The 24,165-nt window shown below is 71.5% G+C and carries 21 protein-coding genes; 4 read left to right on the top strand and 17 right to left on the bottom strand.

Annotation, left to right across the window (positions count from 1 at the left end):
- Nucleotides 1–110 precede the first annotated feature (110 nt).
- Nucleotides 111–1,373 carry a histidine--tRNA ligase gene (gene hisS / locus ABZ567_RS22375; RefSeq protein WP_360792609.1) on the bottom strand — a complete coding sequence of 421 codons (1,263 nt, stop codon included), beginning with the start codon at nucleotides 1,371–1,373 and terminating at the stop codon, nucleotides 111–113.
- A gap of 8 nt (nucleotides 1,374–1,381) precedes the next feature.
- Nucleotides 1,382–2,089: an MBL fold metallo-hydrolase gene (locus ABZ567_RS22370; protein WP_360792607.1), complete on the bottom strand. Its 708-nt coding sequence runs from the start codon at nucleotides 2,087–2,089 to the stop codon at nucleotides 1,382–1,384.
- A 163-nt stretch (nucleotides 2,090–2,252) separates the two neighbouring features.
- Here ABZ567_RS22370 and ABZ567_RS22365 point away from each other — a divergent pair, with 163 nt between their 5' ends.
- Together ABZ567_RS22365 and ABZ567_RS22360 are read left to right on the top strand one after the other, a co-directional pair.
- Nucleotides 2,253–3,050, top strand: a complete 798-nt coding sequence (locus ABZ567_RS22365; protein WP_360792605.1) for a peptidylprolyl isomerase — start codon at nucleotides 2,253–2,255, stop codon at nucleotides 3,048–3,050.
- A gap of 200 nt (nucleotides 3,051–3,250) precedes the next feature.
- Nucleotides 3,251–4,480 (top strand): DUF349 domain-containing protein, encoded by a 1,230-nt coding sequence (locus ABZ567_RS22360; protein WP_360792603.1) that lies wholly within the window; start codon nucleotides 3,251–3,253, stop codon nucleotides 4,478–4,480.
- A gap of 64 nt (nucleotides 4,481–4,544) precedes the next feature.
- Here the strand turns inward: ABZ567_RS22360 and ABZ567_RS22355 are convergent, their stop codons facing one another.
- From ABZ567_RS22355 to pgsA, 15 genes are all read right to left on the bottom strand, one after another.
- Entirely contained in the window at nucleotides 4,545–7,025 is a 2,481-nt protein-coding gene (locus ABZ567_RS22355; protein ID WP_360792601.1) for a bifunctional (p)ppGpp synthetase/guanosine-3',5'-bis(diphosphate) 3'-pyrophosphohydrolase, read from the bottom strand.
- Between the two features lie 216 nt (nucleotides 7,026–7,241).
- Entirely contained in the window at nucleotides 7,242–7,793 is a 552-nt protein-coding gene (locus tag ABZ567_RS22350; protein ID WP_360792599.1) for an adenine phosphoribosyltransferase, read from the bottom strand.
- On the bottom strand, nucleotides 7,790–8,857 hold the full coding sequence (gene secF, locus ABZ567_RS22345; RefSeq protein WP_360792597.1) for a protein translocase subunit SecF: 1,068 nt from the start codon (nucleotides 8,855–8,857) through the stop codon (nucleotides 7,790–7,792). Before secF ends, ABZ567_RS22350 begins: the two co-directional genes overlap by 4 nt.
- A 1-nt stretch (nucleotide 8,858) precedes the next feature.
- On the bottom strand, nucleotides 8,859–10,640 hold the full coding sequence (gene secD / locus ABZ567_RS22340; protein ID WP_360792595.1) for a protein translocase subunit SecD: 1,782 nt from the start codon (nucleotides 10,638–10,640) through the stop codon (nucleotides 8,859–8,861).
- Between the two features lie 144 nt (nucleotides 10,641–10,784).
- On the bottom strand, nucleotides 10,785–11,258 hold the full coding sequence (gene yajC, locus ABZ567_RS22335) for a preprotein translocase subunit YajC (protein ID WP_360792593.1): 474 nt from the start codon (nucleotides 11,256–11,258) through the stop codon (nucleotides 10,785–10,787).
- 165 nt (nucleotides 11,259–11,423) lie between these two features.
- Nucleotides 11,424–12,512: a Holliday junction branch migration DNA helicase RuvB gene (gene ruvB, locus ABZ567_RS22330; protein ID WP_360792591.1), complete on the bottom strand. Its 1,089-nt coding sequence runs from the start codon at nucleotides 12,510–12,512 to the stop codon at nucleotides 11,424–11,426.
- Nucleotides 12,513–12,571: 59 nt separating this feature from the next.
- On the bottom strand, nucleotides 12,572–13,204 hold the full coding sequence (ruvA, locus tag ABZ567_RS22325; RefSeq protein WP_360792589.1) for a Holliday junction branch migration protein RuvA: 633 nt from the start codon (nucleotides 13,202–13,204) through the stop codon (nucleotides 12,572–12,574).
- Nucleotides 13,201–13,764, bottom strand: a complete 564-nt coding sequence (ruvC, locus tag ABZ567_RS22320; RefSeq protein WP_056566692.1) for a crossover junction endodeoxyribonuclease RuvC — start codon at nucleotides 13,762–13,764, stop codon at nucleotides 13,201–13,203. Before ruvC ends, ruvA begins: the two co-directional genes overlap by 4 nt.
- 121 nt (nucleotides 13,765–13,885) lie before the next feature.
- Nucleotides 13,886–14,638 carry a YebC/PmpR family DNA-binding transcriptional regulator gene (locus ABZ567_RS22315; RefSeq protein ID WP_360792587.1) on the bottom strand — a complete coding sequence of 251 codons (753 nt, stop codon included), beginning with the start codon at nucleotides 14,636–14,638 and terminating at the stop codon, nucleotides 13,886–13,888.
- 62 nt (nucleotides 14,639–14,700) lie between these two features.
- Entirely contained in the window at nucleotides 14,701–15,294 is a 594-nt protein-coding gene (gene pdxT, locus ABZ567_RS22310) for a pyridoxal 5'-phosphate synthase glutaminase subunit PdxT (RefSeq protein ID WP_360792585.1), read from the bottom strand.
- Between the two features lie 5 nt (nucleotides 15,295–15,299).
- On the bottom strand, nucleotides 15,300–16,223 hold the full coding sequence (pdxS, locus tag ABZ567_RS22305; RefSeq protein ID WP_360792583.1) for a pyridoxal 5'-phosphate synthase lyase subunit PdxS: 924 nt from the start codon (nucleotides 16,221–16,223) through the stop codon (nucleotides 15,300–15,302).
- Nucleotides 16,224–16,340: 117 nt separating this feature from the next.
- Nucleotides 16,341–16,883, bottom strand: a complete 543-nt coding sequence (locus ABZ567_RS22300; protein ID WP_360792581.1) for a hypothetical protein — start codon at nucleotides 16,881–16,883, stop codon at nucleotides 16,341–16,343.
- A gap of 103 nt (nucleotides 16,884–16,986) precedes the next feature.
- Nucleotides 16,987–18,138 carry a glycosyltransferase family 4 protein gene (locus ABZ567_RS22295; RefSeq protein ID WP_360792579.1) on the bottom strand — a complete coding sequence of 384 codons (1,152 nt, stop codon included), beginning with the start codon at nucleotides 18,136–18,138 and terminating at the stop codon, nucleotides 16,987–16,989.
- Nucleotides 18,135–19,058, bottom strand: a complete 924-nt coding sequence (locus ABZ567_RS22290; RefSeq protein ID WP_360792577.1) for a phosphatidylinositol mannoside acyltransferase — start codon at nucleotides 19,056–19,058, stop codon at nucleotides 18,135–18,137. Before ABZ567_RS22290 ends, ABZ567_RS22295 begins: the two co-directional genes overlap by 4 nt.
- Nucleotides 19,055–19,717 carry a phosphatidylinositol phosphate synthase gene (gene pgsA, locus ABZ567_RS22285; RefSeq protein WP_360792575.1) on the bottom strand — a complete coding sequence of 221 codons (663 nt, stop codon included), beginning with the start codon at nucleotides 19,715–19,717 and terminating at the stop codon, nucleotides 19,055–19,057. Before pgsA ends, ABZ567_RS22290 begins: the two co-directional genes overlap by 4 nt.
- 274 nt (nucleotides 19,718–19,991) lie before the next feature.
- Here pgsA and ABZ567_RS22280 point away from each other — a divergent pair, with 274 nt between their 5' ends.
- Nucleotides 19,992–22,208: an elongation factor G-like protein EF-G2 gene (locus tag ABZ567_RS22280; RefSeq protein WP_360792573.1), complete on the top strand. Its 2,217-nt coding sequence runs from the start codon at nucleotides 19,992–19,994 to the stop codon at nucleotides 22,206–22,208.
- A gap of 264 nt (nucleotides 22,209–22,472) precedes the next feature.
- Complete coding sequence (locus tag ABZ567_RS22275; protein WP_360792571.1) at nucleotides 22,473–24,131, top strand: hypothetical protein; 1,659 nt, start codon at nucleotides 22,473–22,475, stop codon at nucleotides 24,129–24,131.
- Nucleotides 24,132–24,165 lie beyond the last annotated feature (34 nt).

The raw sequence follows: 24,165 nt of genomic DNA, 5'->3' as shown, positions 1-24,165 counted from the left end.
CCGCACCGTCCCCCGCCCCCGCCGTTCGCGGGGGATAAGGAGCACGCGGGAGGGGCCCGGCCCACGCGCGTGCGTGGGCCGGGCCCCTACCGGTGTCCGTACCCGGCCCGTCAGGCCAGCCTGGCCCGTACCGCGTCGAGGAGACCGTCCACGGGGACCGCCTGCTGCTCGCCGGACTCCATGTCCTTGAGCTGGACGACGCCCTCGCCGAGGTCGCGCTCGCCGGCGACGACGGCGAAGCGGGCACCGGAGCGGTTGGCGTCCTTCATGGCGCCCTTGAGGCCCTTGCCGCCGAAGGAGAAGTCCGCGGCGATGCCCTCCCGGCGCAGTTCGGTGACCTTGCCGAACAGCAGGCGGCGCGCCTCCTCGCCGATGGCCACCGCGAAGACGCTGGTGGCGGCGGGGAGGTCGAGTTCGATGCCCTCCGCCTCCAGAGCGAGGACCGTGCGGTCCACGCCGAGCGCCCAGCCCACGGAGGGCAGCGCGGGGCCGCCGATCATCTCGGAGAGGCCGTCGTAGCGGCCGCCGCCGCCGACCGCCGACTGCGAGCCGAGACCGCCGTGGACGAACTCGAAGGTCGTGCGGGTGTAGTAGTCGAGGCCGCGTACGAGCCTGGCGTCGTCCTCGAAGACGACACCGGCCGCGCTGATCAGGGCGCGCACCTCCTCGTGGTACGCCTTGCACGCGTCGCACAGGTAGTCGCGCAGGAGCGGAGCGCCGACCAGCTGCTTCTGTACGGACTCGCGCTTGTCGTCGAGGACGCGCAACGGGTTGATCTCGGCGCGGCGGAGGGTGTCCTCGTCGAGGTCGAGCCCGCGCAGGAAGGACTGGAGGGCCTCCCGGTAGACGGGACGGCACTCCTTGTCGCCGAGCGAGTTCAGCAGGATGCGGAAGTTCCGCAGGCCGAGCGAGCGGTACGCCTGGTCGGCGAGGATGATCAGCTCGGCGTCGAGCGCCGGGTCCTCGGCGCCGATGGCCTCGGCGCCGACCTGCGAGAAGTGGCGGTAGCGGCCCGCCTGGGCCCGCTCGTAGCGGTAGTAGGAGCCGGAGTACCAGAGCTTGACCGGCAGATTGCCGAGCTTGTGCAGATTGCCCTGGAGGGCCGCGCGCAGGACGGACGCGGTGCCCTCGGGCCGCAGGGCCAGCTCGTCGCCGCCCTTGGTCGTGAGGGTGTACATCTCCTTGGACACGATGTCGGTGGACTCGCCGACACCGCGGGAGAACAGCTTGACGTCCTCGAAGCCGGGGGTCTCGACGTAGCCGTAACCGGAGTCGCGCAGCGGTGCGGCGATCGCCTCGCGCACCGCGAGGAAGGTCGCGGAGCGGGGCGGCAGCAGGTCGTACGTGCCCTTGGGGGCCTTGAAGGTGCTCACGTGGGTCGTCACATTCCTCGTCGGGGAGCGTCCGTGCTCCCGAGGCCGGCGGCCACGTCCCGCAGATAGGGGTTCGTGGCGCGCTCCTGGCCGATGGTCGTCTGGGGACCGTGTCCCGACAGCACAACGGTCGAGTTGTCGAGCGGCAGGCACACACGCGCCAGCGAAGCGAGCATCTCGTCCATGTCACCGCCGGGAAGGTCGGTGCGTCCGACGGAGCCGGCGAACAGCAGGTCCCCGGAGAAGAAGACGGAGGGGATCTCCGTGGTCTCCGGCATCCTGAAGGTCACCGACCCCTTGGTATGACCGGGCGCGTGGGCGACGGAGAAGTCGAGACCGGCGAGCTTCAGCTCGGCGCCGTCGGTGAGTTCCCGCACGTCGTCGGGCTCTCCCACGGTCAGCTCGCCCATGAGCGGCATCCCGATGGAGCGGCCGAGGGCCTTCTCCGGGTCGCTCATCATGTAGCGGTCGGACGGGTGGATCCACGCGGGGACGTCGTGGGCGCCGCACACCGGGACGACGGAGGCGACGTGGTCGATGTGTCCGTGGGTGAGGACGACGGCGACGGGCTTCAGCCGGTGCTTCTTCAGCGTCTCCTCGACGCCCTGGGCGGCCTGGTGGCCGGGGTCGATGATCACGCACTCCTCGCCCGCGGCGGGGGCGACCAGATAGCAGTTGGTCCCCCAGGCCCCGGCGGGGAACCCAGCAATCAGCACGTCTCGTCCTTGGTCGTCGTCCGGCACGGGGCGCGGAAATCACGGGAAACACGGGATTCGGCAGATCAGAGCCTACCGGCGGTGCCGGTTCCACAGCCAACCCGTATACGGTACGGGCACATCCGGCCAGGACAGGAACAGACGAGCGACAGGAGCGGAACCGGTGGTCACCAGCGATCAGCGGCGGCGGCAGCTTGCCAGGGAGAAGTACATGCGGCAGCAGCAGCGGCGGGAGGAGAACCGGCGCAAGGCGAAGCGCCGCAACACCGTCGTCGCGGCCGCCCTCGCGGTGGTCCTCGCGGCGGGCGGCGCCGTGTACGCCTCCGTGGCGCTGACGGGCGACGACTCCCCCAAGGACTCGGACAGCGCGGCGAGCGGCACGCCCACCACCCCGGCGCCCACGGGCAGCGAGTCGGCGAACCCGGAGCCCGCGATGTCCGTGGACCCCAAGGGCACGTACACCATGGCTCTGAAGACCAACGAGGGCGACATCACGATCACCATGGACGCGGCGAAGACGCCGCGCACGGTGAACTCCTTCAAGAGCCTCGCCGACAAGCAGTACTTCGACGGGACGAAGTGCCACCGGCTCACCACCGGGGGCATCTTCGTGCTCCAGTGCGGCGACCCCAAGGGCGACGGCACCGGCGGCCCCGGGTACACCATCCCGGACGAGAACCTGGGCGCCCTGGGCAAGGCGGGTGCGGACGGCACGGTGACCTTCCCGGCCGGCACCGTGGCCATGGCGAACACCTCGCAGCCGAACACCGGCGGCTCGCAGTTCTTCCTCGTCTACAAGGACACCAAGCTGCCGCCGGCCTACACCCCCTTCGGGAAGATCGACGCGGCCGGCCTGAAGGCGGTCCAGGACGTGGCCGGGGCGGGCGTCGTGGGCGGCGCAACGGACGGTGCCCCGAAGAAGGCCGTGACCATCGAGAAGGCGACCGTCGCGAAGAAGTGAGCCGGGTGTCCGCACGCCCGCGTGACCGTCGAATCTCGGTCGCGCTGAGTGCGGACAGCCGGGCCGCGGTTCGCCTAGATTGGCGTTGTGCAGCGTTGGGCCGTCGGCCACGCTGCGGAAGGCGGGCGAGGCCCGCCGGGAAACTGTGGACGATGCCCGGGGGGTACGACCCCGCGACGGCATCATGGTGAGGAGGCGCTGTGAGCAGCGACCCGTGGGGCCGCGTCGACGAGACGGGCACCGTGTACGTGCGGACGGCCGAGGGTGAGAAGGTCGTCGGATCGTGGCAGGCCGGCACCCCCGAAGAGGCCCTGGCCTACTTCGAGCGCAAGTACGAGGGCTTGGTCGTCGAGATCGGCCTCCTCGAGAAGCGGGTGAGGACCACCGACCTCTCGGCGAAGGACGCCACCGCGGCGATCGAGCACATCCGGCAGCAGGTCGACGAGCACCACGCCGTCGGTGACCTGGCCGCGCTCTCGACCCGCCTCGACAAGCTCGTCGAGACGGTCGAATCGCGCCGCGAGGAGCGGAAGGTCCAGAAGGCGAAGCAGACCGACGAGGCGCGCGCCGCGAAGGAGAAGCTCGTCACGGAGGCCGAGGAGCTGGCCCAGAGCGAGCAGTGGCGCTCCGCGGGCGAGCGGCTGCGGGCCCTGGTGGACACCTGGAAGGGTCTCCCCCGGCTCGACCGCAAGTCCGACGACGAGCTGTGGCACCGTTTCTCGCACGCCCGCTCGGCGTTCTCGAAGCGCCGCAAGGCCCACTTCGCCTCGCTGGACGCCCAGCGTGAGGACGCCCGCAAGGCCAAGGAGCGCCTGGTCGCCGAGGCGGAGTCGCTGTCCGGCTCCACCGACTGGGGCACCACGGCTGCCCGGTACCGCGAGCTGATGACGGAGTGGAAGGCGGCCGGCCGCGCCCAGCGCGAGCACGAGGACGATCTGTGGAACCGCTTCCGCGGTGCCCAGGACGTCTTCTTCGCGGCGCGCGGTGAGGTCTTCGCCGAGCGGGACGCGGAGCAGACCGAGAACCTCAAGCTGAAGGAGGAGCTCGCGACCGAGGCCGAGAAGCTGCTGCCGGTGACGGACCTGAAGGCGGCGCGCGCGGCCTTCCGTTCCCTCAACGAGCGGTGGGAGGCCGTCGGCCACGTGCCGCGGGACGCCCGGCCCAAGGTCGAGGGTCGGATGCAGGCGGTGGAGCGGGCGATCCAGGAGTCCGAGGAGGCCGAGTGGCGCCGGACGAACCCGGAGGCACGCGCGCGTGCCGCGGGTCTGACCGGTCAGCTCCAGGACGCGGTCGAGAAGCTGCGCAAGCAGATCGACGCGGCCCGTGCCGCGGGCAACGACGCCAAGGCCGACAAGCTCTCGCGCGAGCTCGAGGGCCGTCAGGCCCTGCTCGACCAGGCGTTGAAGGGCCTGCAGGAGTTCGGCGGCTGACAGCCGTGACCGTAAGAGGAAGGCCCCCCGGCTCGCTGCCGGGGGGCCTTCCTCGTGCTGCTCGCTACGGCCTTCGGGCCGAGGTCACCCGGTACACGTCGTAGACGCCCTCCACGCCCCGCACGGCCTTCAGGACGTGGCCCAGGTGCTTCGGGTCGCCCATCTCGAAGGTGAAGCGCGAGGTGGCCACCCGGTCGCGGGAGGTCTGGACGGCCGCCGAGAGGATGTTGACGTGCTGGTCCGAGAGGACCCGGGTCACGTCCGAGAGCAGCCGGGACCGGTCGAGCGCCTCGACCTGGATCGCGACGAGGAACACCGAGGACTGCGTGGGGGCCCACTCGACCTCCAGGATCCGCTCCGGCTCGCGGGAGAGCGAGTCCACGTTGACGCAGTCGCTGCGGTGAACCGATACGCCGCTGCCGCGGGTGACGAAGCCGATGATCGGGTCGCCGGGCACGGGGGTACAGCAGCGGGCCAGCTTCACCCAGACGTCCTCGACGCCCTTGACGACCACACCGGGGTCGGCGTTGGCGCGGCGCTTGGACCGGCCGCGCGTCGGCGGGCTCGCCTCGTCGACGTCCTCGGTGGCCGCCTCCTCGCCGCCGAGCGCCTGGACCAGCTTCTGCACGATGGACTGGGCGGTGACATGGCCCTCGCCGATCGCCGCGTACAGCGAGGAGATGTCGCTGTAGCGCAGCTCGTGGGCGAGGGTGACGAGGGAGTCGCCGGTGAGGATCCGCTGGATCGGCAGGTTCTGCTTGCGCATGGCCCGCGCGATGGAGTCCTTGCCCTGCTCGATGGCCTCGTCCCGGCGCTCCTTGGAGAACCAGGCGCGGATCTTGTTGCGGGCGCGCGGGGACTTGACGAAGCCCAGCCAGTCGCGGGACGGTCCGGCGCCGGCGGCCTTGGAGGTGAAGACCTCGACCAGGTCGCCGTTGTCGAGGGTCGATTCGAGCGGTACGAGCCGCCCGTTGACCCTCGCCCCTATGGTGCGGTGGCCGACCTCGGTGTGGACCGCGTAGGAGAAGTCGACGGGCGTGGCCCCGGCGGGCAGGGCGATGACGTCACCCTTGGGCGTGAAGACGAAGACCTCGTTGCGGGAGAGGTCGAAGCGCAGGGACTCCAGGAACTCACTGGGGTCCTCGGTCTCCTTCTGCCAGTCGAGGAGCTGGCGCAGCCACGCCATGTCGTTGAGGTGGTCGTCCTTGCCGACCTTCCTCGGCACCTCGGCGCGCACCTTGGAGGCTCCGGCGACGGCCTCCTGCTTGTACTTCCAGTGGGCGGCGATGCCGTACTCGGCGCGCCGGTGCATGTCGAAGGTGCGGATCTGCAGCTCGACGGGCTTGCCGTTGGGTCCGATGACCGTCGTGTGCAGCGACTGGTACATGTTGAACTTCGGCATCGCGATGTAGTCCTTGAACCGGCCGGGGACCGGGTTCCATCGCGCGTGGACGGTGCCGAGGGCGGCGTAGCAGTCGCGGACGGTGTCGACGAGGACACGGATGCCGACCAGGTCGTAGATCTCCGCGAAGTCACGGCCGCGGACGATCATCTTCTGGTAGACGCTGTAGTAGTGCTTGGGGCGGCCGGTGACGGTGGCCTTGATGCGGGCGGCACGCAGGTCGGTCTGGACCTCGTCGGTCACTATGGCGAGGTACTCGTCCCGCTTGGGGGCGCGCTCGGCGACGAGCCGGACGATCTCGTCGTACATCTTGGGGTAGAGGATCGCGAAGGCGAGGTCCTCCAGCTCCCACTTGATGGTGTTCATGCCCAGGCGGTGGGCCAGGGGCGCGTAGATCTCCAGCGTCTCGCGGGCCTTCTTCTCCTGCTTCTCCCGCTTGAGGTAGCGCATGGTGCGCATGTTGTGCAGGCGGTCCGCGAGCTTGATCACCAGGACGCGCGGGTCCTTGGCCATGGCGACGACCATCTTGCGGACGGTCTCGGCCTGGGCGGCCTCGCCGAACTTGACCTTGTCGAGTTTGGTGACGCCGTCGACGAGGAGGGCGACCTGGTCGCCGAAGTCCCGCCGGAGGGTGTCGAGGCCGTACTCGGTGTCCTCGACGGTGTCGTGCAGCAGACCGGCCATCAGGGTCGCCGGGTCCATGCCGAGCTCGGCGAGGATGGTGGTCACGGCGAGCGGGTGCGTGATGTACGGGTCGCCGCTCTTGCGCTTCTGGCCCCGGTGCCAGCGCTCGGCGACCTGGTAGGCCCGCTCGATCTGGCGGAGCGTCGCCGTCTCGATCTTGGGGTCGTTGGAGCGGACGATCCGGAGCAGCGGTTCGAGGACCGGGTTGTACGGGGAGGAGCGCTGGACGCCGAGCCGGGCCAGGCGGGCGCGGACGCGGTTGGAGGAGCCGCCCGAGCGGGCGGGCGCGGCCGGGGCGGGCCGCGCGGGGGCCGGGGCCTCGGGGACGGGTGGCGCGGGCGCGGCAGGCGTGGGCCCCGTCTCCGCGGGCTTGTTCTCGGGCGTGCCGGTCCCCGGCGCGGCCTGGTCGGCCTTCGGGTCGGGCTGCGCGGCGGAGAGTGGCTGGGCCTCGTCTGGCAAGAGCGCTCCTCTGGGGTCCCCCCGGACGGCGTCTGGGGGAGGTTCCGGGTCCCCCGGACAGGCCCGGAAAGCCCATGGTATCGAGCCGGGAGTGACGACGCGCACGCGGTGGCCTCACCTGCGGCCCCGCCCTCGGGAACGACGACGGGCGCCCCGGGAGGTCCCGGGGCGCCCGTCGTCGTACGGCCTCGCCCCAGAGGGGAGAGGCCCGGCCGGTCAGACGCGGATGAGGGCCGTGAGCGGTGCCCCGTCCAGGGCGGGCTCCAGCCGGGCACGGCCCGGGAGGAAGCCGAGCTCCAGGAGGACCGCGACACCCGCCACCTCGGCGCCGGCACGGCGGATGAGCTCGATCGAGGCCTCGGCCGTACCGCCGGTGGCGAGGACGTCGTCGATGATCATGACGCGGTCGCCCGCGGCCAGGTCCTCGGCGTGCACCTCGATCTCGGCGGTGCCGTACTCCAGCTCGTACGCCTGGCGGAGGGTCGCCCCGGGGAGCTTGCCGGCCTTGCGGACCGGGATGAAGCCCAGGCCCGCGCGGACGGCCACCGGGGCGGCCAGGATGAAGCCGCGCGCCTCGAGGCCGACGATCTTCGTCGCACCGTGCGCGGAGCACAGTGCGGCGAGGGCGTCGGTGAGCGCCGTGAACGCCTCGGGGTCCGCGAGCAGCGGCGTGATGTCCTTGAACAGCACGCCCGGCTTCGGATGGTCGGGGACGTCACGGATGCGGCTGAGCAGGAGCGCGGTGACGTCCTGGGCCTCCGCGGTCATCCTCGGTGCTCCTGCGGGCGGCCACGGCGGCTCGCGCGCGGGCCGACGACGGCGGCCTCGCCCTCGTCGGCGTACGGGCCGTCCGCGGGCTCGTCCCTGGCGGCTGCCCGCTTGGCGACGATGCGCTTCTTGAGCGCCTTGATCGACGGCTCGCGCTCCTTGAGGTCCGCGACGAGCGGGGTGGCGATGAAGATCGAGGAGTACGCACCGGCGGCGAGACCGACGAACAGCGACAGCGAGATGTCGTTGAGCATGCCGGCGCCCAGGACGCCGCCACCGATGAAGAGCAGGCCGGCGACCGGCAGCAGCGCGACGACGGTGGTGTTGATCGACCGGACGAGGGTGCCGTTGATCGAGCGGTTCGCCAGCTCGCTGTACGTGAAGCGGGTCTGCTTCGTGATGTCCTTCGTCTGCTCCTTGAGGGAGTCGAAGACGACGACCGTGTCGTACAGCGAGTATCCGAGAATGGTCAGCAGACCGATCACCGTACCGACCGTGACCTCGAAGCCGACCAGCGAGTAGATGCCCACCGTGATCGTGAGGTCGTGGATGAGGGCGATGAGCGCCGCGACCGCCATTCGCCACTCGAAGGCGATGGCGAGGTAGATCACCACGAGGATCATGAAGACCCCGAGGCCCGTCCAGGCCTTGTTGGCGATCTGCTCACCCCAGCTGGGGCCGACGAGTTCCGCCGCGATCTTGTCCTCGGGGACGTTCAGGTCCTTGGCGAGCTCCGAGCGGACCTGGTCGGACTGCGCGGTGTCGAGGCCGCCGACCTGGATGCGCAGGGAGCCGTTGCCGAGCTGCTGGACGATCGCGTCGTGGCCGGAGGCCTCCTCCGCGTACTCCTGCGCCTGGCTGACGGAGATCTCCGACTTCGGGGTGGTGAAGACGGCACCGCCCTGGAACTCGATGCCCATGTTGAGGCCGCGGACGGCCAGGGCGGCGATGGCGGTGATCGTGATCAGGATGGACAGGCCATACCAGATCTTGCGGTTGCCGATGAAGTCGTAGCCGACCTCACCGCGGTGGAGCCGGGCGCCGAGATCGCCGAGCTTCGACATCTCACGCCTCCTTCGGGTCGACGGGGCCAGCGGCGGAAGCGGAGGCACGGCGGGTACGGCGCAGCGGCGGCTTGGCGCCGAGCCGCTTCGGGTCGAGGCCCGACCAGGCGTGGCCGTCACCGAAGAACTTGGTCCGCGCGAGGAGCGTCATGACCGGCTTGGTGAAGAGGAACACCACGACGACGTCGAGCAGGGTGGTCAGGCCGAGCGTGAACGCGAAGCCCTGGACCTTGCCGACGGTGACGATGAAGAGCACGGCCGCGGCCAGGAACGACACGAAGTCGGAGACCATGATGGTGCGGCGGGCGCGCGGCCAGGCGCGCTCGACGGCCGGGCGGAGCGTGCGGCCCTCGCGGAGTTCGTCGCGGATGCGCTCGAAGTAGACGATGAACGAGTCCGCGGTGATACCGATGGCGACGATGGCGCCGCAGACGGCCGGCAGGTTCAGCGCGAAGCCGATGGCCGGGCCGAGCAGCGACATGATCACGTAGGTGAGGAGCGCGGAGACGCCGAGGCTGAGGATGGCGACCAGCGACAGACCGCGGTAGTACGCGACCAGGTAGATGATGACCAGTCCGAGACCGATGGCGCCGGCGATCAGACCGGCCTCCAGCTGGTCACCGCCGAGGGCGGCGGTGACGGTGTCGACGCTCTGCGTCTCGAAGGTCAGCGGCAGGGCGCCGTACGACAGGATGTTGCCGAGGTCCTGGGCGGACTCCTGGTTGAAGTTGCCGGAGATCTCCGCGCTGGCGCTGAGCGTCTGGCGCACCGAGGGCGCCGAGACGACCTCGCCGTCCAGGACGATCGCGAAGCGGTTCTGCGGGTCGGTCTGGGCCGACAGCTTGCTGGTGATCGCCTGGAACTTCTTCGAACCCGCGTCCGTGAAGTCCATGGTCACGATCCACATGCCGCGCTGCTGGTCGAGGGCGCCCTTGGCGTCGTCGACGTCACGGCCCTCGACCTCGGCCGGCCCGAGGATGTACTTCGACCACACGCCGGGGGCGTCCTCACCACAGGCGACGGTGGGCGCGGTGGGCTTGACTCCCTGACCGGCGGCGCTGCGCTGCTTGGGGTCGAGGCAGTTCAGAGCGGAGAACTTCTGCTCGAGCGCGGCGGTGCCGGCGTCGGGCGTCGGGGTCGCCGAGGGGGTGCCGGTGGCCTTCGGCGTCGCGGAGGACGAGGCCGAGGCGCTGCCGGTGGGCGTGGGACTCGGGGCCTTGAGGGCGTCGGTGAGCGCACGGCCCTGGGTGGCGCCGGTGGCCGTCGGGGTGGCCGTCTTCTCGCCCACGGACGAGCCGGATGCGGAGGAGGACGGCTTCGGCGTGGCCGAGGGGGAGCCGGAGGAGCCGGTGCTCGGCGCCGGCGCGGCGCCGCCGCTCGTCACCGCGAGCACGGGCCGGAAGTAGAGCTGGGCGGTGGTACCGACCTGCTCCCGGGCCTGCTTCTCGTTCGTCCCGCGGGGGATGTTGACGATGATGTTCTCGCGGCCCTGCGTCTGGACCTCGGCCTCGGAGACACCGAGACCGTTGACACGGCGCTCGATGATACCGACGGCGGTGTTCATGTTGGTCTCGTTGACCGCCGACTCCTGGCCAGGATCAGCCTTGGCCTTGAGCGTGATCGACGTACCGCCGGCGAGGTCGATGCCCAGACGCGGGGTGGTGTGCCCCGACCAGAACATGCCGCCGGTGAGCGCGACCATGGCGATCAGGATGAGTGCCAGGGCGCGGCCCGGCCGGCTCTGTCCCCCCGCCGGCCTTCGGCCCTTCTTCGGTGCTGCCACCTGTCGTATCTCCCTGTCCAACCGTCTACCGCCGGGTATGCGTGAGACGGCCACGAAGTGTGTGTGGGGACCTTCCCCCGCAGACGTGGAACCGTTCCGGGGGCCGTGCGCGCCGGTGGGCGTGCACGGTGTCCCCGACCGCGACTACTTCGCGTCGGTCTCGCCGTCGGCCTTGCCGTCCTTCTGGCCGTCGGCGGCCTCGGCCGTGTCCGGCTTCTTCGTCAGATCGGCCTTCGGCTCCGCGTCCCCGACGGTCTCCGCGCCGTCGGTGGCCTCGGCGGCCCCGGTCAGCGACGAGGCGTCGTCCGGGACGACGGCGGCGGAGTCCGAGTCGTCGTCACCGTGGACGATGCGGTTGTACTCGGAGTCCTCGAGGACCGCGCCGATGGCGTTCTTCGCGTAGACGGCGTGCACACCGGGCGCCACTTCGAGGAGGACGGTCTCGTCGCCGATCTCCTTGACGGTGGCGTACATCCCACCGATGGTGCGGACGCCGGTGCCGGGCTGCATCTCGTCGCGCATCCGCGACGCCGCCTGCTGCTTCTTCTTGGCAGAGCGGGTCATCAGGAACATGGCCCCGATGAGGACGATGAAGGGGAGGAGGGTCACGATGCTCACGGGACGGGTTTCCTTCGCACGGTCGCGGAGAAACCGCGGCCTGATCTTCGGGGGTGGGCGCGCCGACCAGAAAGGGCGGCATCGGCGGAGTCTAGGCGAGTCCGCATCGATGGAACAACGTCCAGCATCGCACCCCGGTTCCGGTCCGGGCGAGTGTCAGCACCGTCACGCCCCGAAGAGCCCCTGTTGTCCGCTTCCTGGCGCCGCCGGGCCCGCTGCCTGCGGCGGAACGAGTCCGAGGTGCGCCCAGGCCGCCGGGGTGGCGACCCGGCCACGGGGGGTGCGGGCCAGCAGACCTTCGCGTACGAGGAAGGGTTCGGCGACCTCCTCGACGGTCTCGCGCTCCTCCCCCACCGCGACCGCGAGGGTGGAGAGCCCGACCGGTCCGCCGCCGAAGAGCTTGAGGAGGGCTTCCAGGACGGCGCGGTCGAGCCGGTCGAGGCCGCGGCCGTCTACCTCGTACACCCTCAGCGCCGCCTCCGCGATCTCCCTGGTGATGACGCCGTCGGCCCTGACCTGCGCGTAGTCCCGGACTCGGCGCAGCAGACGGTTGGCGATGCGGGGGGTGCCGCGGGAGCGGCCGGCGATCTCGGCGGCGCCGGCCGTGTCGATCTCCACGTCGAGGAGCCCGGCGGAGCGGTGGATCACGCGCTGGAGCTCGGCCGGGTCGTAGAACTCCATGTGGCCGGTGAAGCCGAAGCGGTCGCGCAGCGGTGGCGGCAGGAGGCCGGCCCGGGTGGTGGCGCCGACGAGGGTGAAGGGCGGGAGTTCGAGGGGGATGGCGGTGGCGCCCGGGCCCTTGCCGACGATGACGTCGACGCGGAAGTCCTCCATCGCCATGTAGAGCATCTCCTCGGCGGGCCGGGACATGCGGTGGATCTCGTCGAGGAAGAGGATTTCCCCCTCCTGGAGGGAGGAGAGGATCGCGGCGAGGTCTCCGGCGTGCTGGATGGCGGGGCCCGAGGTGATGCGGATCGGCGCGTTCATCTCGGCGGCGATGATCATCGAGAGGGTGGTCTTGCCGAGGCCGGGGGCGCCGGAGAGCAGCACGTGGTCGGCGGTGGCGCCGCGCTGGCGGGCGGCCTTGAGGACCAGGTCGAGCTGCTGGCGGACCTTCTCCTGGCCGACGAACTCGCTGAGGTCCTTGGGGCGCAGGGCGGCTTCGACGGCCTGGTCGTCGCCCTCGGCGGAGGCGCCGACGATACGCGCCTCGGCGTCGGGGGCCTCGGCTGCGGTGTCGTCGTCCCAGTTCACGGTGGATGCCTTCTCGTTCGTACGGCCGGGTCGGGCCGGGTGGTGGGTCAACGGGTGGGTCAGCGGGCGCGGTTGAGGGTCTGCAGGGCGGCGCGGAGCAGCTGCGGTACGGGGGCCGTGCCGGTCTCCGCGATGGCGGCCTCGGCCTGCGGGGTGACCGCGCCGACGGCCTCATCGGCCTCGCGGCTCGCGTAGCCGAGGCCGATCAGGGCGGCGGTGAGCTGCTCGGTCCACGGCGCGGGTCCCGAGGCGGCGGCGCGCTGGGCGCCGACCAGGCCGCTGCTGCCGAGGGGGGCACCGAGCTTGTCCTTCAGTTCGAGGAGGAGTTTCTGCGCGCCCTTCTTGCCGATGCCGGGGACGGCCATGAGGGCCTTCTCGTCTCCGGTGGACACGGCGAGGCGCAGCGCGTCGGGGCTGTGCACCCCGAGCATGGCCTGGGCGAGGCGGGGGCCGACGCCGCTGGCGGTCTGGAGCAGCTCGAAGACCTGGCGCTCGTCGTCGTCGGCGAAGCCGTACAGGGTGAGGGAGTCCTCGCGCACGACGAGGGAGGTGGCGAGGCGGGCGCCCTGCCCGATCCGCAGTCCCGCGAGGGTCCCGGGGGTGCACTGGACGGCCATGCCCACGCCGCCGACCTCGATGACGGCCGTGGAGGGGGCGAGGGCGGCGACCGGGCCGCTGACGAAGGCGATCATCGGGTTCGGCCTTTCACTGCGGACGCCTGCTGGGCGACCGCCTGCTGGAGACGGTTCTGGGCGACGGCCTGCTGGAGGCGGTTCTGTGCGGGGGCCCGCCAGATGTGGCAGATGGCGAGGGCGAGGGCGTCGGCGGCGTCGGCCGGCTTGGGCGGGGCGGAGAGCCGGAGCAGCCGGGTCACCATGGCGCCGACCTGCGCCTTGTCGGCGCGTCCGCTGCCGGTGACGGCGGCCTTGACCTCGCTGGGGGTGTGCAGGGCGACGGGGATGCCCCGGCGGGAGGCGCAGAGCATGGCGACGGCGCTTGCCTGGGCGGTGCCCATCACCGTGCGCACGTTGTGCTGGCTGAACACCCGCTCCACGGCCACGAGTTCGGGCGAGAAGCGGTCGAGCCACTCCTCGATGCCGCGCTCGATGCCGACCAGCCGCACCCCGATGTCGTCGTCCGCCGCGGTCCGCACCACGCCGACGCCGAGCATGGTGAGGGGCCGTCCGGCGACGCCTTCGACGACGCCGACGCCGCACCGGGTCAGACCCGGGTCCACCCCGAGAACACGCACGCCGCCCCCTCCCTTCGATCACCTGTTTGTGCAGGCTATCCGCTGCCACCGACAACGCCGCACGAACGACAGCGGGCCGACGGGGGTGTGTCCCCGTCGGCCCGCTGCGGAGCGGCCGCGATCAGGCGTCGACCTTCGCCATGACCTCGTCGCTGACGTCGAAGTTGGCGAAGACGTTCTGCACGTCGTCGCTGTCCTCCAGCGCGTCGATCAGCTTGAACATCTTGCGCGCGCCCTCCTCGTCGAGCTCGACCTGCATGGTCGGGACGAAGCTGGACTCGGCGGAGTCGTAGTCGATGCCGGCCTCCTGGAGGGCGGTACGGACCGCGACCAGGTCGGTGGCCTCGCTGATGATCTCGAAGGACTCACCGAGGTCGTTGACCTCCTCGGCGCCGGCTTCGAGCACCGACTCCAGGACGTCGTCCTCGGACAGCTCGCCCTTGGGGAGCACGACGACGCCCTTGCGGTTGAACAGGTACGAGACCGAGCCCGGGTCGGCCATGGAGCCGCCGTTGCGGGTCATGGCCACGCGCACGTCGGAGGCGGCGCGGTTGCGGTTGTCGGTGAGGCACTCGATGAGCACCGCGACGCCGTTCGGGCCGTAGCCCTCGTACATGATCGTGGCGTAATCGGCGCCGCCGGCCTCGAGGCCCGCACCGCGCTTGAGCGCGGAGTCGATGTTCTTGTTCGGGACCGACTGCTTCTTCGCCTTCTGGACGGCGTCGAACAGGGTCGGGTTACCGTCCAGGTCGGCGCCGCCCGTGCGGGCCGCGACCTCGATGTTCTTGATCAGCTTCGCGAAGAGCTTGCCGCGCTTGGCGTCGATCACGGCCTTCTTGTGCTTCGTCGTAGCCCATTTAGAGTGGCCGGACATCTGCCTGTCTCCTTCGCGTAACCCATTTCTGAACGAACCCCAGAGATCCTACCGGGATCGGATCAGCGCGCGGCGCGCACCATGTCGACGAACAGGGCGTGGAGGCGGTGGTCCCCGGTGAGCTCCGGGTGGAACGAGGTCGCGAGCGCGCGGCCCTGTCGTACGGCGACGACATGGCCCCCGTGCTCGGCGAGGACCTCGACCCGGGCGCCGACGGACTCCACCCAGGGGGCACGGATGAAGACGCCCTCGACGGGCCCGTCCTCGATGCCCGCGACGGTGACGGCGGCCTCGAAGGACTCGTTCTGCCGTCCGAAGGCGTTGCGGCGGACGATCATGTCGATGCCGCCGAAGGTCTCCTGGCCCGAACGCGGGTCGAGGATCTTCTCGGCGAGCATGATCAGCCCGGCGCAGGTGCCGTAGACCGGCAGGCCCGCGGCGATGCGCTCGCGCAGCGGCTCCATCAGGCCGAAGAGCTCGGCCAGCTTGGAGATGGTGGTGGACTCACCACCGGGGATGACGAGACCGTCGACCTCGGCCAGCTCCTCGGGGCGCCTCACCGGCCTGGCCACGGCGTCCGCCGCGGCCAGGGCGATCAGGTGCTCCCGTACATCGCCCTGGAGAGCCAGGACACCAATCACGGGAGTGCTGCTCATGGGTGTTACCAGCCCCGGTTGGCGTAGCGCTCGGACTCGGGGAGGGTGTCGCAGTTGATGCCGACCATGGCCTCGCCCAGGTTGCGGGAGGCGTCCGCGATGATCTTCGGGTCGTCGTAGAAGGTGGTGGCCTTCACGATGGCGGCGGCGCGCTTGGCCGGGTCGCCCGACTTGAAGATGCCGGAGCCGACGAAGACGCCCTCGGCGCCGAGCTGACGCATGAGCGCGGCGTCGGCCGGGGTGGCGACACCACCGGCGGAGAACAGCACGACCGGCAGCTTGCCGAGCTCGGCGACCTCCTTGACGAGCTCGTAGGGGGCGCGCAGCTCCTTGGCGGCGGCGAACAGCTCGTTGTTGTCGTAGCCGCGCAGCCTGGCGATCTCGTTCTTGATCTGGCGCAGGTGACGGACGGCCTCGACGACGTTGCCGGTGCCGGCCTCGCCCTTCGAGCGGATCATGGCCGCGCCCTCGGCGATGCGGCGCAGGGCCTCGCCCAGGTTGGTGGCGCCACAGACGAAGGGGGTCGTGAAGGCCCACTTGTCGGAGTGGTTGACCTCGTCGGCCGGGGTGAGGACCTCGGACTCGTCGATGTAGTCGACACCGAGGGACTGCAGGACCTGGGCCTCGACGAAGTGACCGATGCGGGACTTGGCCATCACCGGGATGGAGACCGCGCCGATGATCTCCTCGATCATGTTCGGGTCGGACATGCGGGCCACGCCGCCGTCCTTGCGGATGTCCGCGGGGACCCGCTCCAGGGCCATGACGGCCACGGCGCCGGCGTCCTCGGCGATCTTCGCCTGCTCGGCGTTGACCACGTCCATGATCACGCCGCCCTTGAGCTGCTCGGCCATGCCGCGCTTCACACGGGAGGTGCCGATCGCCGAGGACTCAGCGGACTGGGGGGAAACGGAAGGCGTGGTGGACACGGGGTACCTCACTCGTGACAACGGGGGTGACGACTAGATCCGAGGAAACAGTCCACCTGCGGTCCACAGCAAGGGCCAATGTGGACCCGGTGGATCGTTTTCGCAGGTTACGGGATGTCAGGTCGGGCGATCGGCAAGGGCCACCGGCGGCTCGTCGTCCATTTCGAAGGCCAGCGGGAAGGGAGCGTGGCCCGCGAGCCGGAACCAGCGGACCGTGCGGTGGCGGCGCAGCGCGCGGGCGGCCCGCACGGAGTCGTTGTGGAAACGGCGGGCCATCGGCACCCGGCGTACCGCCTGGGCGAGCTCTTCCGCGGCCTCGTCGCCCCCGGAGGCCGCCCGGACGACCTCCACCTGCTCGGGCTCGCCGAACACGACGCGCAGGGCCTGGCTCAGCTCGCTCTCGGCGACCTCCCGATGGTCCTCCTCGGCCTGCCGGGCGGCGTGCGCGGCCTCGTACAGGACGATCGAGGCGGCCGGATCGAGAACGCCTGAGGTGGCCAGCTCCTGGGTGACCGAGGCCCGGCGCAGCAGCTGCGCGTCCAGGGCCGCGCGGGCGGCGTCGATACGGGAGTGGAGCCGGTCGAGCCGGCCGGCGGTCCAGCTGAGATAGACGCCGATGAGGATCAGCGCGACGACGGTCCAGATCAGGGTTTCGGTCACGGGCGCACAGGCTACCGGGGCGGTGGCGGCGCCCCTGCCCACGGTCACGGGGAGGCCCACTCCGCCGGGCGGGGGCCGGCCCCGCCCGGCGGAACTGCGAGTCCTACAGGCCCAGCCGGGTGCGCAGGCTCACGCGTTCGTCCGTGTCCACCGCCGCCGCCCCCGCCGTCACCGTCTCGTACACCGAGAGGACGTCCGCTCCCACCGTCGCCCAGTCGAAGCGGCGTACGTGCGCCGAGCCCCGGGCGCTCAGACCGGCGCGGCGTTCCTCGTCGCCCAGGAGGCGGATCGCCGCGTCCGCGAGGGCGTCCGCGTCCTCGTTGGCGAAGAGGTCGCCCGCCGCGCCCTGGTCGAGGACCTGGGCGAAGGCGTCGAGGTCGGAGGCGAGGACGGGCGCGCCGGCCGACAGCGCCTCGACGAGGATGATGCCGAAGCTCTCCCCGCCGGTGTTGGGCGCCACGTACACGTCGACACTGCGCAGCAGCCGCGCCTTGTCCTCGTCGCTGACCATGCCGAGGAACTCGACCCGGGACCGCAGCTCGCGCGGCAGCGAGGCCACCGCCTCCTCCTCGTCCCCGCGTCCGGCGACGAGGAGCCGCGCGCCGGGCCGCTCGGCGAGGATCCCGGGCAGGGCCCGCATGAGGACCGGCAGACCCTTCCTCGGCTCGTCGATGCGTCCGATGAAGCCGAGGGTCTCGCCCTGCCACTCCTTCTTCGGTTCGGCGCGGGCGAAGAAGTCCACGTCGACGCCGTTGGGGATGACGACGGCGTCACCGCCGAGGTGTTCGACGAGCGTGCGCCGCGCGTACTCGCTCACGGCGATGCGGGCGCTGATCTTCTCGAGGGCGGGCTGGAGGATCGGATACGCCGCGATCATCGCCCGGGAGCGCGGGTTCGACGTGTGGAAGGTGGCCACGATCGGCCCCTGCGCGGCCCAGCAGGTGAGCAGCCCGAGCGAGGGCGAGGTCGGCTCGTGGATGTGGACCACGTCGAAGGTGCCGTCGTGGAGCCAGCGGCGGACCCGCGCGGCGGAGAGGAAGCCGAAGTTGAGCCGCGCCACGGAGCCGTTGTACGGCACGGGGACGGCCCGGCCCGCGGAGACCACGTACGGCGGCAGCGGTGTCTCGTCGTCGGCGGGGGCGAGGACGGAGACCTCGTGGCCGAGCCGGATCAGATGCTCGGCGAGGTCGCGGATGTGGAACTGGACGCCGCCCGGCACGTCCCAGGAGTACGGGCAGACGATGCCGATCCTCACGCCGTCCCGCCGTCCCGCTCCGGACGCTCTTCCAGGTCCGCGAGCCACAGTCGTTGCAGCATGTGCCAGTCCTCCGGGTGGTCCGCGATGCCGGCGGCGAAGGCGTCGGCCAGCGCCTGCGTCATCACGACCGTCTTCTCGGCCCGCGTACCCGTCTCGGGTACGTCCACGGGCGGGTGGATCCGCCCCCTCATGACCGGCGTCTCGTCGTACCAGAGCGTCGCAGGCAGCAGCAGCGCTCCCGTCTGCTGGGCGAGCATCGCGGGTCCGCCCGGCATCCGCGTCTTCTCCCCGAAGAAGGTGACCTCGGTGCCGGAGGCCGACAGGTCGCGGTCCGCGACCAGGCAGACCAGGCCGCCCGCCCGCAGGCGCCGCGCGAGGGTGCCGAAGGCGGAGCCCCCGGCGTGCGGGAGGACCTCCATGCCGAGGGACTCGCGGTAGGCGACGAACCGGTCGAACAGCGACTCCGGCTTGAGCCGCTCCGCGACCGTGGTGAACGGCACGCCGAGGGCGCGGGGCACCCACGCCCCCGCGAGGTCCCAGTTCGCCAGGTGCGGCAGGGCGACGACGACCCCGCGACCGGCGGCCAGCCCCTCCTTCAGGTGGTGGACGTCCTTGAGGTCCACCCCGTGCTCGACCCGCTCCGCGCTCCACGTCGGCAGCCGGAAGGACTCCATCCAGTACCGCATGTACGAGCGCATGCCGGCCTTCGACAGCTCGGCGAGGCGCTCGGGCGTGGCGTCCGGCACCACGCGCGCGAGGTTGGCCTCGAGACGCAGGACGCTCGGGCCGCGCCGCTTCCACACGACGTCGGCGATCCGCCGGCCGAGGGCCGTGGCCACCGGCTCGGGCAGCTTCTTCACGGTCGCCCAGCCGGCCCCGTACAGGCCGTCGCTCATCCGGTCCTTCAACGTGCTCACGATGCCGCCCCGCTCCCCCCGGCCGCGGCGGCGTCCGCCTCGGCCGATTCCCGTCGTACGGTCACGACCCGCTGGCCCAGGGTCACGGCGCTGCCGACGGCCACGATCCAGAGCGCGATCGGGAGCAGCACCTCGATGCCGGGCACGCCGAACGTGCTCAGTCCGGCGAGGCCGGCGGCGACCAGGGAGATCACCAGGCGCTCGGCGCGCTCGACCAGGCCGTTCACGGCGACGGGCAGGCCGATCGACTCGCCGCGCGCCTTGGTGTACGAGACGACCTGACCGCTCGCCAGGCAGAAGATCGCCACGGCGCACAGCACGTTGTCGTCGCCCTTGCCCGCGTACCAGAGCGCGAAGCCGCCGAAGATCGCGCCGTCGGCGACCCGGTCGAGCGTCGAGTCGAGGAAGGCTCCCCAGCGGCTGGAGATCCCCGCCTGCCGGGCCATGTTGCCGTCGACGAGGTCCGAGAAGACGAACAGGGTGATGACGATGGTGCCCCAGAAGAACTCGCCGCGGGGGAAGAAGACCAGCGCTCCGGCCATCACTCCCGCCGTGCCGATGAGCGTGACCGCGTCCGGGCTGACGCCCCGGCGGAGCAGAAACGCGGCGAACGGTGTGAGGACACGCGTAAAAAATGCACGCGCGTACTTGTTCAGCATGGCCTTCCCGAGGTTCGGTGGGCCGCGCGGCCCCTACGACCACCGGCTCACCCATCGTAGCCACGCGCGCCCCGGCGTACGGGCGGGCACCCGCCCCCGTCGCGTCGGCGTCCCCCGGAGGACCCCTCCGTGTCCGACGGATGGACGCGTCCAGGCGTCGGTGCCAAGCTCGAAGGACCACCGCGGGCACCGCAGGAGCCGTACCGCGACGCACCACTCCCGCGCGGCACCCGCCGTACCGCCGCTCCACGCGAGCAGTCGGGAGGAACACATCATGGGTGACAAGGCGAACACCGCCGCCGGGGCCGCCGGCAGGGCTCTGACGGCCGACCGGCCCACGGCCGTGCGGAACGTGGTGCTGGTCGGCCACAGCGGATCCGGCAAGACGACCCTGGTGGAGGCGCTCGCGCAGACCGCCGGGGCGCTCAACCGGGCCGGCCGGGTCGAGGACGGCGCCACCGTCTCCGACTACGACGAGATCGAGCACCGCCAGCACCGTTCCGTACAGCTCTCCCTCGTCCCGGTCGGCTGGGACGGGTACAAGATCAACCTCCTCGACACCCCCGGGTACGCCGACTTCGTCGGGGAGCTGAGGGCGGGTCTGCGCGCCGCGGACGCCGCCCTCTTCGTCGTCTCGGCCGCGCAGGAGGCCGACGCCGTCGCCGCCTCCACCCGGATGATCTGGGAGGAGTGCGCCGCCGTCGGAATGCCCCGCGCCATCGTCGTCACCCACCTCGACACCGCCCGCACCGAGTTCGACGAGCTCACCGCCGTCTGCGCCTCCCTCTTCGGCCACGACGACCCGGACGCCGTCCTGCCCCTCTACGTTCCGGTGCGCGGCGAGGAGGGCCCCGACGGACACGCACCCGTGACCGGCCTGGTCGGCCTGCTCTCGGAGCGGGTCCACGACTACTCGACGGGGGTACGGCGGGAGAGCCCGCCCGACGAGAGCCGACGGGAACGCATCACGGAGGCCCGCGCCCGGCTGATCGAGGGGATCATCGCCGAGAGCGAGGACGAGACCCTCATGGACCGCTACCTCGGCGGTGAGCAGCTCGATGTGAAGACCCTCGTCGACGACCTGGAGAAGGCCGTCGCCAGGGGCGCCTTCCACCCGGTGCTGGCGGCCGCCCCGGCCGCCGACGGCGGCACGCAGGGCCTCGGCACCCTCGAACTCCTGGAGCTGATCACCGGCGGCTTCCCCTCCCCGCTGGAACACGAGCCGCCCGCCGTCACCACCCCCGACGGCCGCCCCCGGCCCCCGATCGTCTGCGACCCCGACGGCCCGCTGGTCGCCGAGGTCGTCAAGACCGCCGCCGACCCCTACGTCGGCCGGGTCTCCCTGGTCCGGGTCTTCTCCGGCACCCTGCGCCCCGACGAGACCGTCCACGTGTCCGGTCACGGCCCGGCCGACCGGGGCCGTGAGGAGCGGCAGCCGCACGAGGCGGACGAGCGGATCGGCGGACTCACCTCCCCCTTCGGCAAGCAGCAGCGGCCCATGGCGCAGTGCATCGCCGGGGACCTCGCCTGTGTGGCCCGGCTCGGCACCGCCGAGACCGGCGACACGATCTCCGCCAAGGACGATCCACTCCTGATGGAGCCCTGGAGCATGCCGGAACCCCTGCTCCCGCTCGCCGTCGAGGCCCACGGCAAGGCCGACGAGGACCGGCTGTCGCAGGGCCTCGCCCGGCTGGTCGCGGAGGACCCCACCCTGCGCCTCGAACAGAACCAGGACACCCGGCAGGTGGTGCTGTGGTGCCTGGGCGAGGCCCACCAGGACGTCGCCCTGGAACGTCTCAGGGGCCGGTACGGGGTCCGGGTCGACGCCGTGCCGTACGAGGTGGCGCTGCGCGAGACCTTCGGCGGTGCCGCCACCGGCCGCGGCCGGCACGTCAAACAGTCCGGCGGCCACGGCCAGTACGCGATCTGCGAGATCGAGGTGGAGCCGCTCCCGCCGGGCAGTGGCGTCGAGTTCGTCGACAAGGTGGTCGGCGGAGCGGTCCCGCGCCAGTTCATCCCCTCCGTCGAGAAGGGCGTACGGGCCCAGGCCGCGCGGGGCGTCGCCGCGGGCCACCCGCTCGTCGACATCCGGGTCACCCTCAGGGACGGCAAGGCCCATTCGGTGGACTCCTCCGACGCCGCGTTCCAGACGGCCGGAGCGCTCGCGCTGCGGGAGGCGGCGGCCGGGACCGCCGTCCAGCTCCTGGAGCCGGTCGCGGAGGTCCAGGTCCTCGTGCCGGACGAGTACGTCGGCCCGGTGATGAGCGACCTGTCGGGGCGGCGGGGCCGGGTCGTCGGCACCGACCAGGCCGGGCCCGGGCGGACCGTGGTCCGGGCCGAGGTGCCGGAGATCGAGATCGGGCGGTACGCGATAGACCTCCGGTCCGTGTCGCACGGCACCGGCCGGTTCGACCGCGCGTACGTCCGCCACGAGCCGATGCCGCCCCAACTCGCCGGAAAGCTGCGCGAAAGGGCCGGAAAGGGTGCCTGACCGACGGGGTGACAGGCGGGGCACCGGCGGGGGCGGCCGACCGGGCGGACGACGGTCGGGGTGGCGGCCGGTGTACAGGCGATGTGGCGGCCGGGGTGAGAGCCGGGGCCGTCCGCGCCGGTGTCGGGGAGCGGACGGCATTCGGCCGAGCCGTCCCACTCCGGTGACGCGTCAGGCGGTACCCGGTTACGCTGTGGTGCCCAGCTCAGAAGGTGTGCGGGGCCCGGCAGTTGGGAACAGCCCGCACAGGGGTACTCGCGCGCGATGGGGGCGGCAGTGGCGATGGACGGTTTCGGACCCGGGGCACAGATTCCCCTCCAGGGATCCGGCGGCGGTACGGGGGCGACGAACGCCCTGGCGTCCGCCGCGTACCGGGACAGTCCGCTGGACACGATCAAGGAAGCCGACAACGACCTCTACAAGTCGACGGTCAAGGAAGGGAAGTGGCACAAGCTCTTCCGCCCGGACTTCGGTGAGGCCTTCTCCCGCGCGGTCCAGGTCCGCATGCTCGGCGGCGCCCGCAAGGCCCTCGTCCAGTCGTTCGGCGCGGAACCGCAGCCGGTCGTCGAGCACTGCCTCGCCGCCTCCCGCCTGCGCAGGCAGCGCGACATCAAGCTGACCATGGTCACCTTCTTCTGCGGGTTCCTCTTCCTGCCCGGCCTGCTGCTCTGGCTCGGCGTCATCCAGCTCCGCCGGATGGCCGCGGGTTCGGACAGGAAGCGCACCAGCGCCATCGGCACGGCCCTTCTCGTCGCGGCCGGGTTCCTCGCCCTGCTCGTCCTGCTGAAGCTGCCCTTCGCCGGGATCCTGCCGAACTACCTGCGCCTCATGCTCGTGGCCCCGGTCGTCGGCTGGTTCCTCGCCCGCCGGATCTGCGAGGGCACCGCCCTCGACCTCCGCGAGCGCTGGACGGCCCTGCTCAGCGGCGGCGGCATCGGCGCCAAGATCCCCGAGGCCGCGCCCCGGGACCCGGGCGAGAAGGCCGCCGAGGAACTCCGGCAGAACCTGGAGAAGCTCGCCGCGGAGCAGCAGTCCAACATCGTGTTCTACGCGGGCGCGAAGGGCATCCTCGGCCTCGGCACGCGCTGGGGCAGCTGGACGCTCGCCGAGGAGCTGATCCCCAAGTCCGGGCGCGAGATCCACGACTTCCGCGCCTGGGACGTCGTCCGCAAGATCCACGACCAGCTCACCCTGCTGGAGCGCGGGTCCCTCAAGACCGGCTTCCCCAAGCCGACCGTCAAGCACTGGATCGTCTCGCCCGTCGGTGAGGGCGCCGACGAGGTCACCCGCCCCGAGGGCGACAGCATCGTCCACTACCAGGTCAAGCCGCACGAGATACAGCGCATCTGCAACGACCAGCAGTTCGGCGCGGGCAACCGCCACTACCTCGGCGTGCAGTTCGCGCTCTGGGACGGGAACCTGGTGCTCACCATGATGGTCACGGTGACGTCCCTGCTCCACACCCTCCGGATCGAGGTCACGGGGCACGCCCTCGGTCCCGTCCACGGCCTGTTCGGCACGAAGCCGAAGGCGAAGACCAAGGAGGTCTCCAAGACGGTCCGCTTCTGGGAGACCCGGGAGATCACCCAGGCGCTGATGACGACCGACGAGGTCGTCCGCCTCGCGGTCCGCGCCCCGCTCACCTGGTACCCGCCGGTCCTGGACTTCCTCGGCGGCAAGCTCGTCCTGCCCGAGCCCTTCGGACTGCGGCACATCTGGGCCGGACCGCCCTGGAAGAACCGCTTCATGGCCGACGACGCGATCCGCATGGCGACGCCGGTGCTGCGGGCGGTCCACGCCGCGACCATCGCGATGCTCGACGAACACAACGTGGACACGGAGCGCTTCACCAACCGCTCGCTCGTCCTCGGCGGCGGCGTCCAGGAACCCGCCCCGAAGAAGGCCGACGTCTACGACGCCTAGGTCACGACCGGGACGCCGGCGCGTCCGGGACGCC

This window comes from Streptomyces sp. NPDC016459 (assembly GCF_040632845.1).
Classification (GTDB): Bacteria; Actinomycetota; Actinomycetes; order Streptomycetales; family Streptomycetaceae; genus Streptomyces.
This window is presented reverse-complemented; position numbering and strand designations above follow the sequence as displayed.

Coding starts and splice junctions, on each gene's coding strand:
- pdxT (WP_360792585.1), bottom strand. CDS start 15,294: ATGAGCAGCACTCCCGTGATTGGTGTCCTGGCTCTCCAGGGCGATGTA.
- ABZ567_RS22280 (WP_360792573.1), top strand. CDS start 19,992: ATGGGTGACAAGGCGAACACCGCCGCCGGGGCCGCCGGCAGGGCTCTG.
- ABZ567_RS22275 (WP_360792571.1), top strand. CDS start 22,473: ATGGGGGCGGCAGTGGCGATGGACGGTTTCGGACCCGGGGCACAGATT.
- ABZ567_RS22315 (WP_360792587.1), bottom strand. CDS start 14,638: ATGTCCGGCCACTCTAAATGGGCTACGACGAAGCACAAGAAGGCCGTG.
- ruvA (WP_360792589.1), bottom strand. CDS start 13,204: ATGATCGCCTTCGTCAGCGGCCCGGTCGCCGCCCTCGCCCCCTCCACG.
- pgsA (WP_360792575.1), bottom strand. CDS start 19,717: ATGCTGAACAAGTACGCGCGTGCATTTTTTACGCGTGTCCTCACACCG.
- secF (WP_360792597.1), bottom strand. CDS start 8,857: ATGTCGAAGCTCGGCGATCTCGGCGCCCGGCTCCACCGCGGTGAGGTC.
- ABZ567_RS22350 (WP_360792599.1), bottom strand. CDS start 7,793: ATGACCGCGGAGGCCCAGGACGTCACCGCGCTCCTGCTCAGCCGCATC.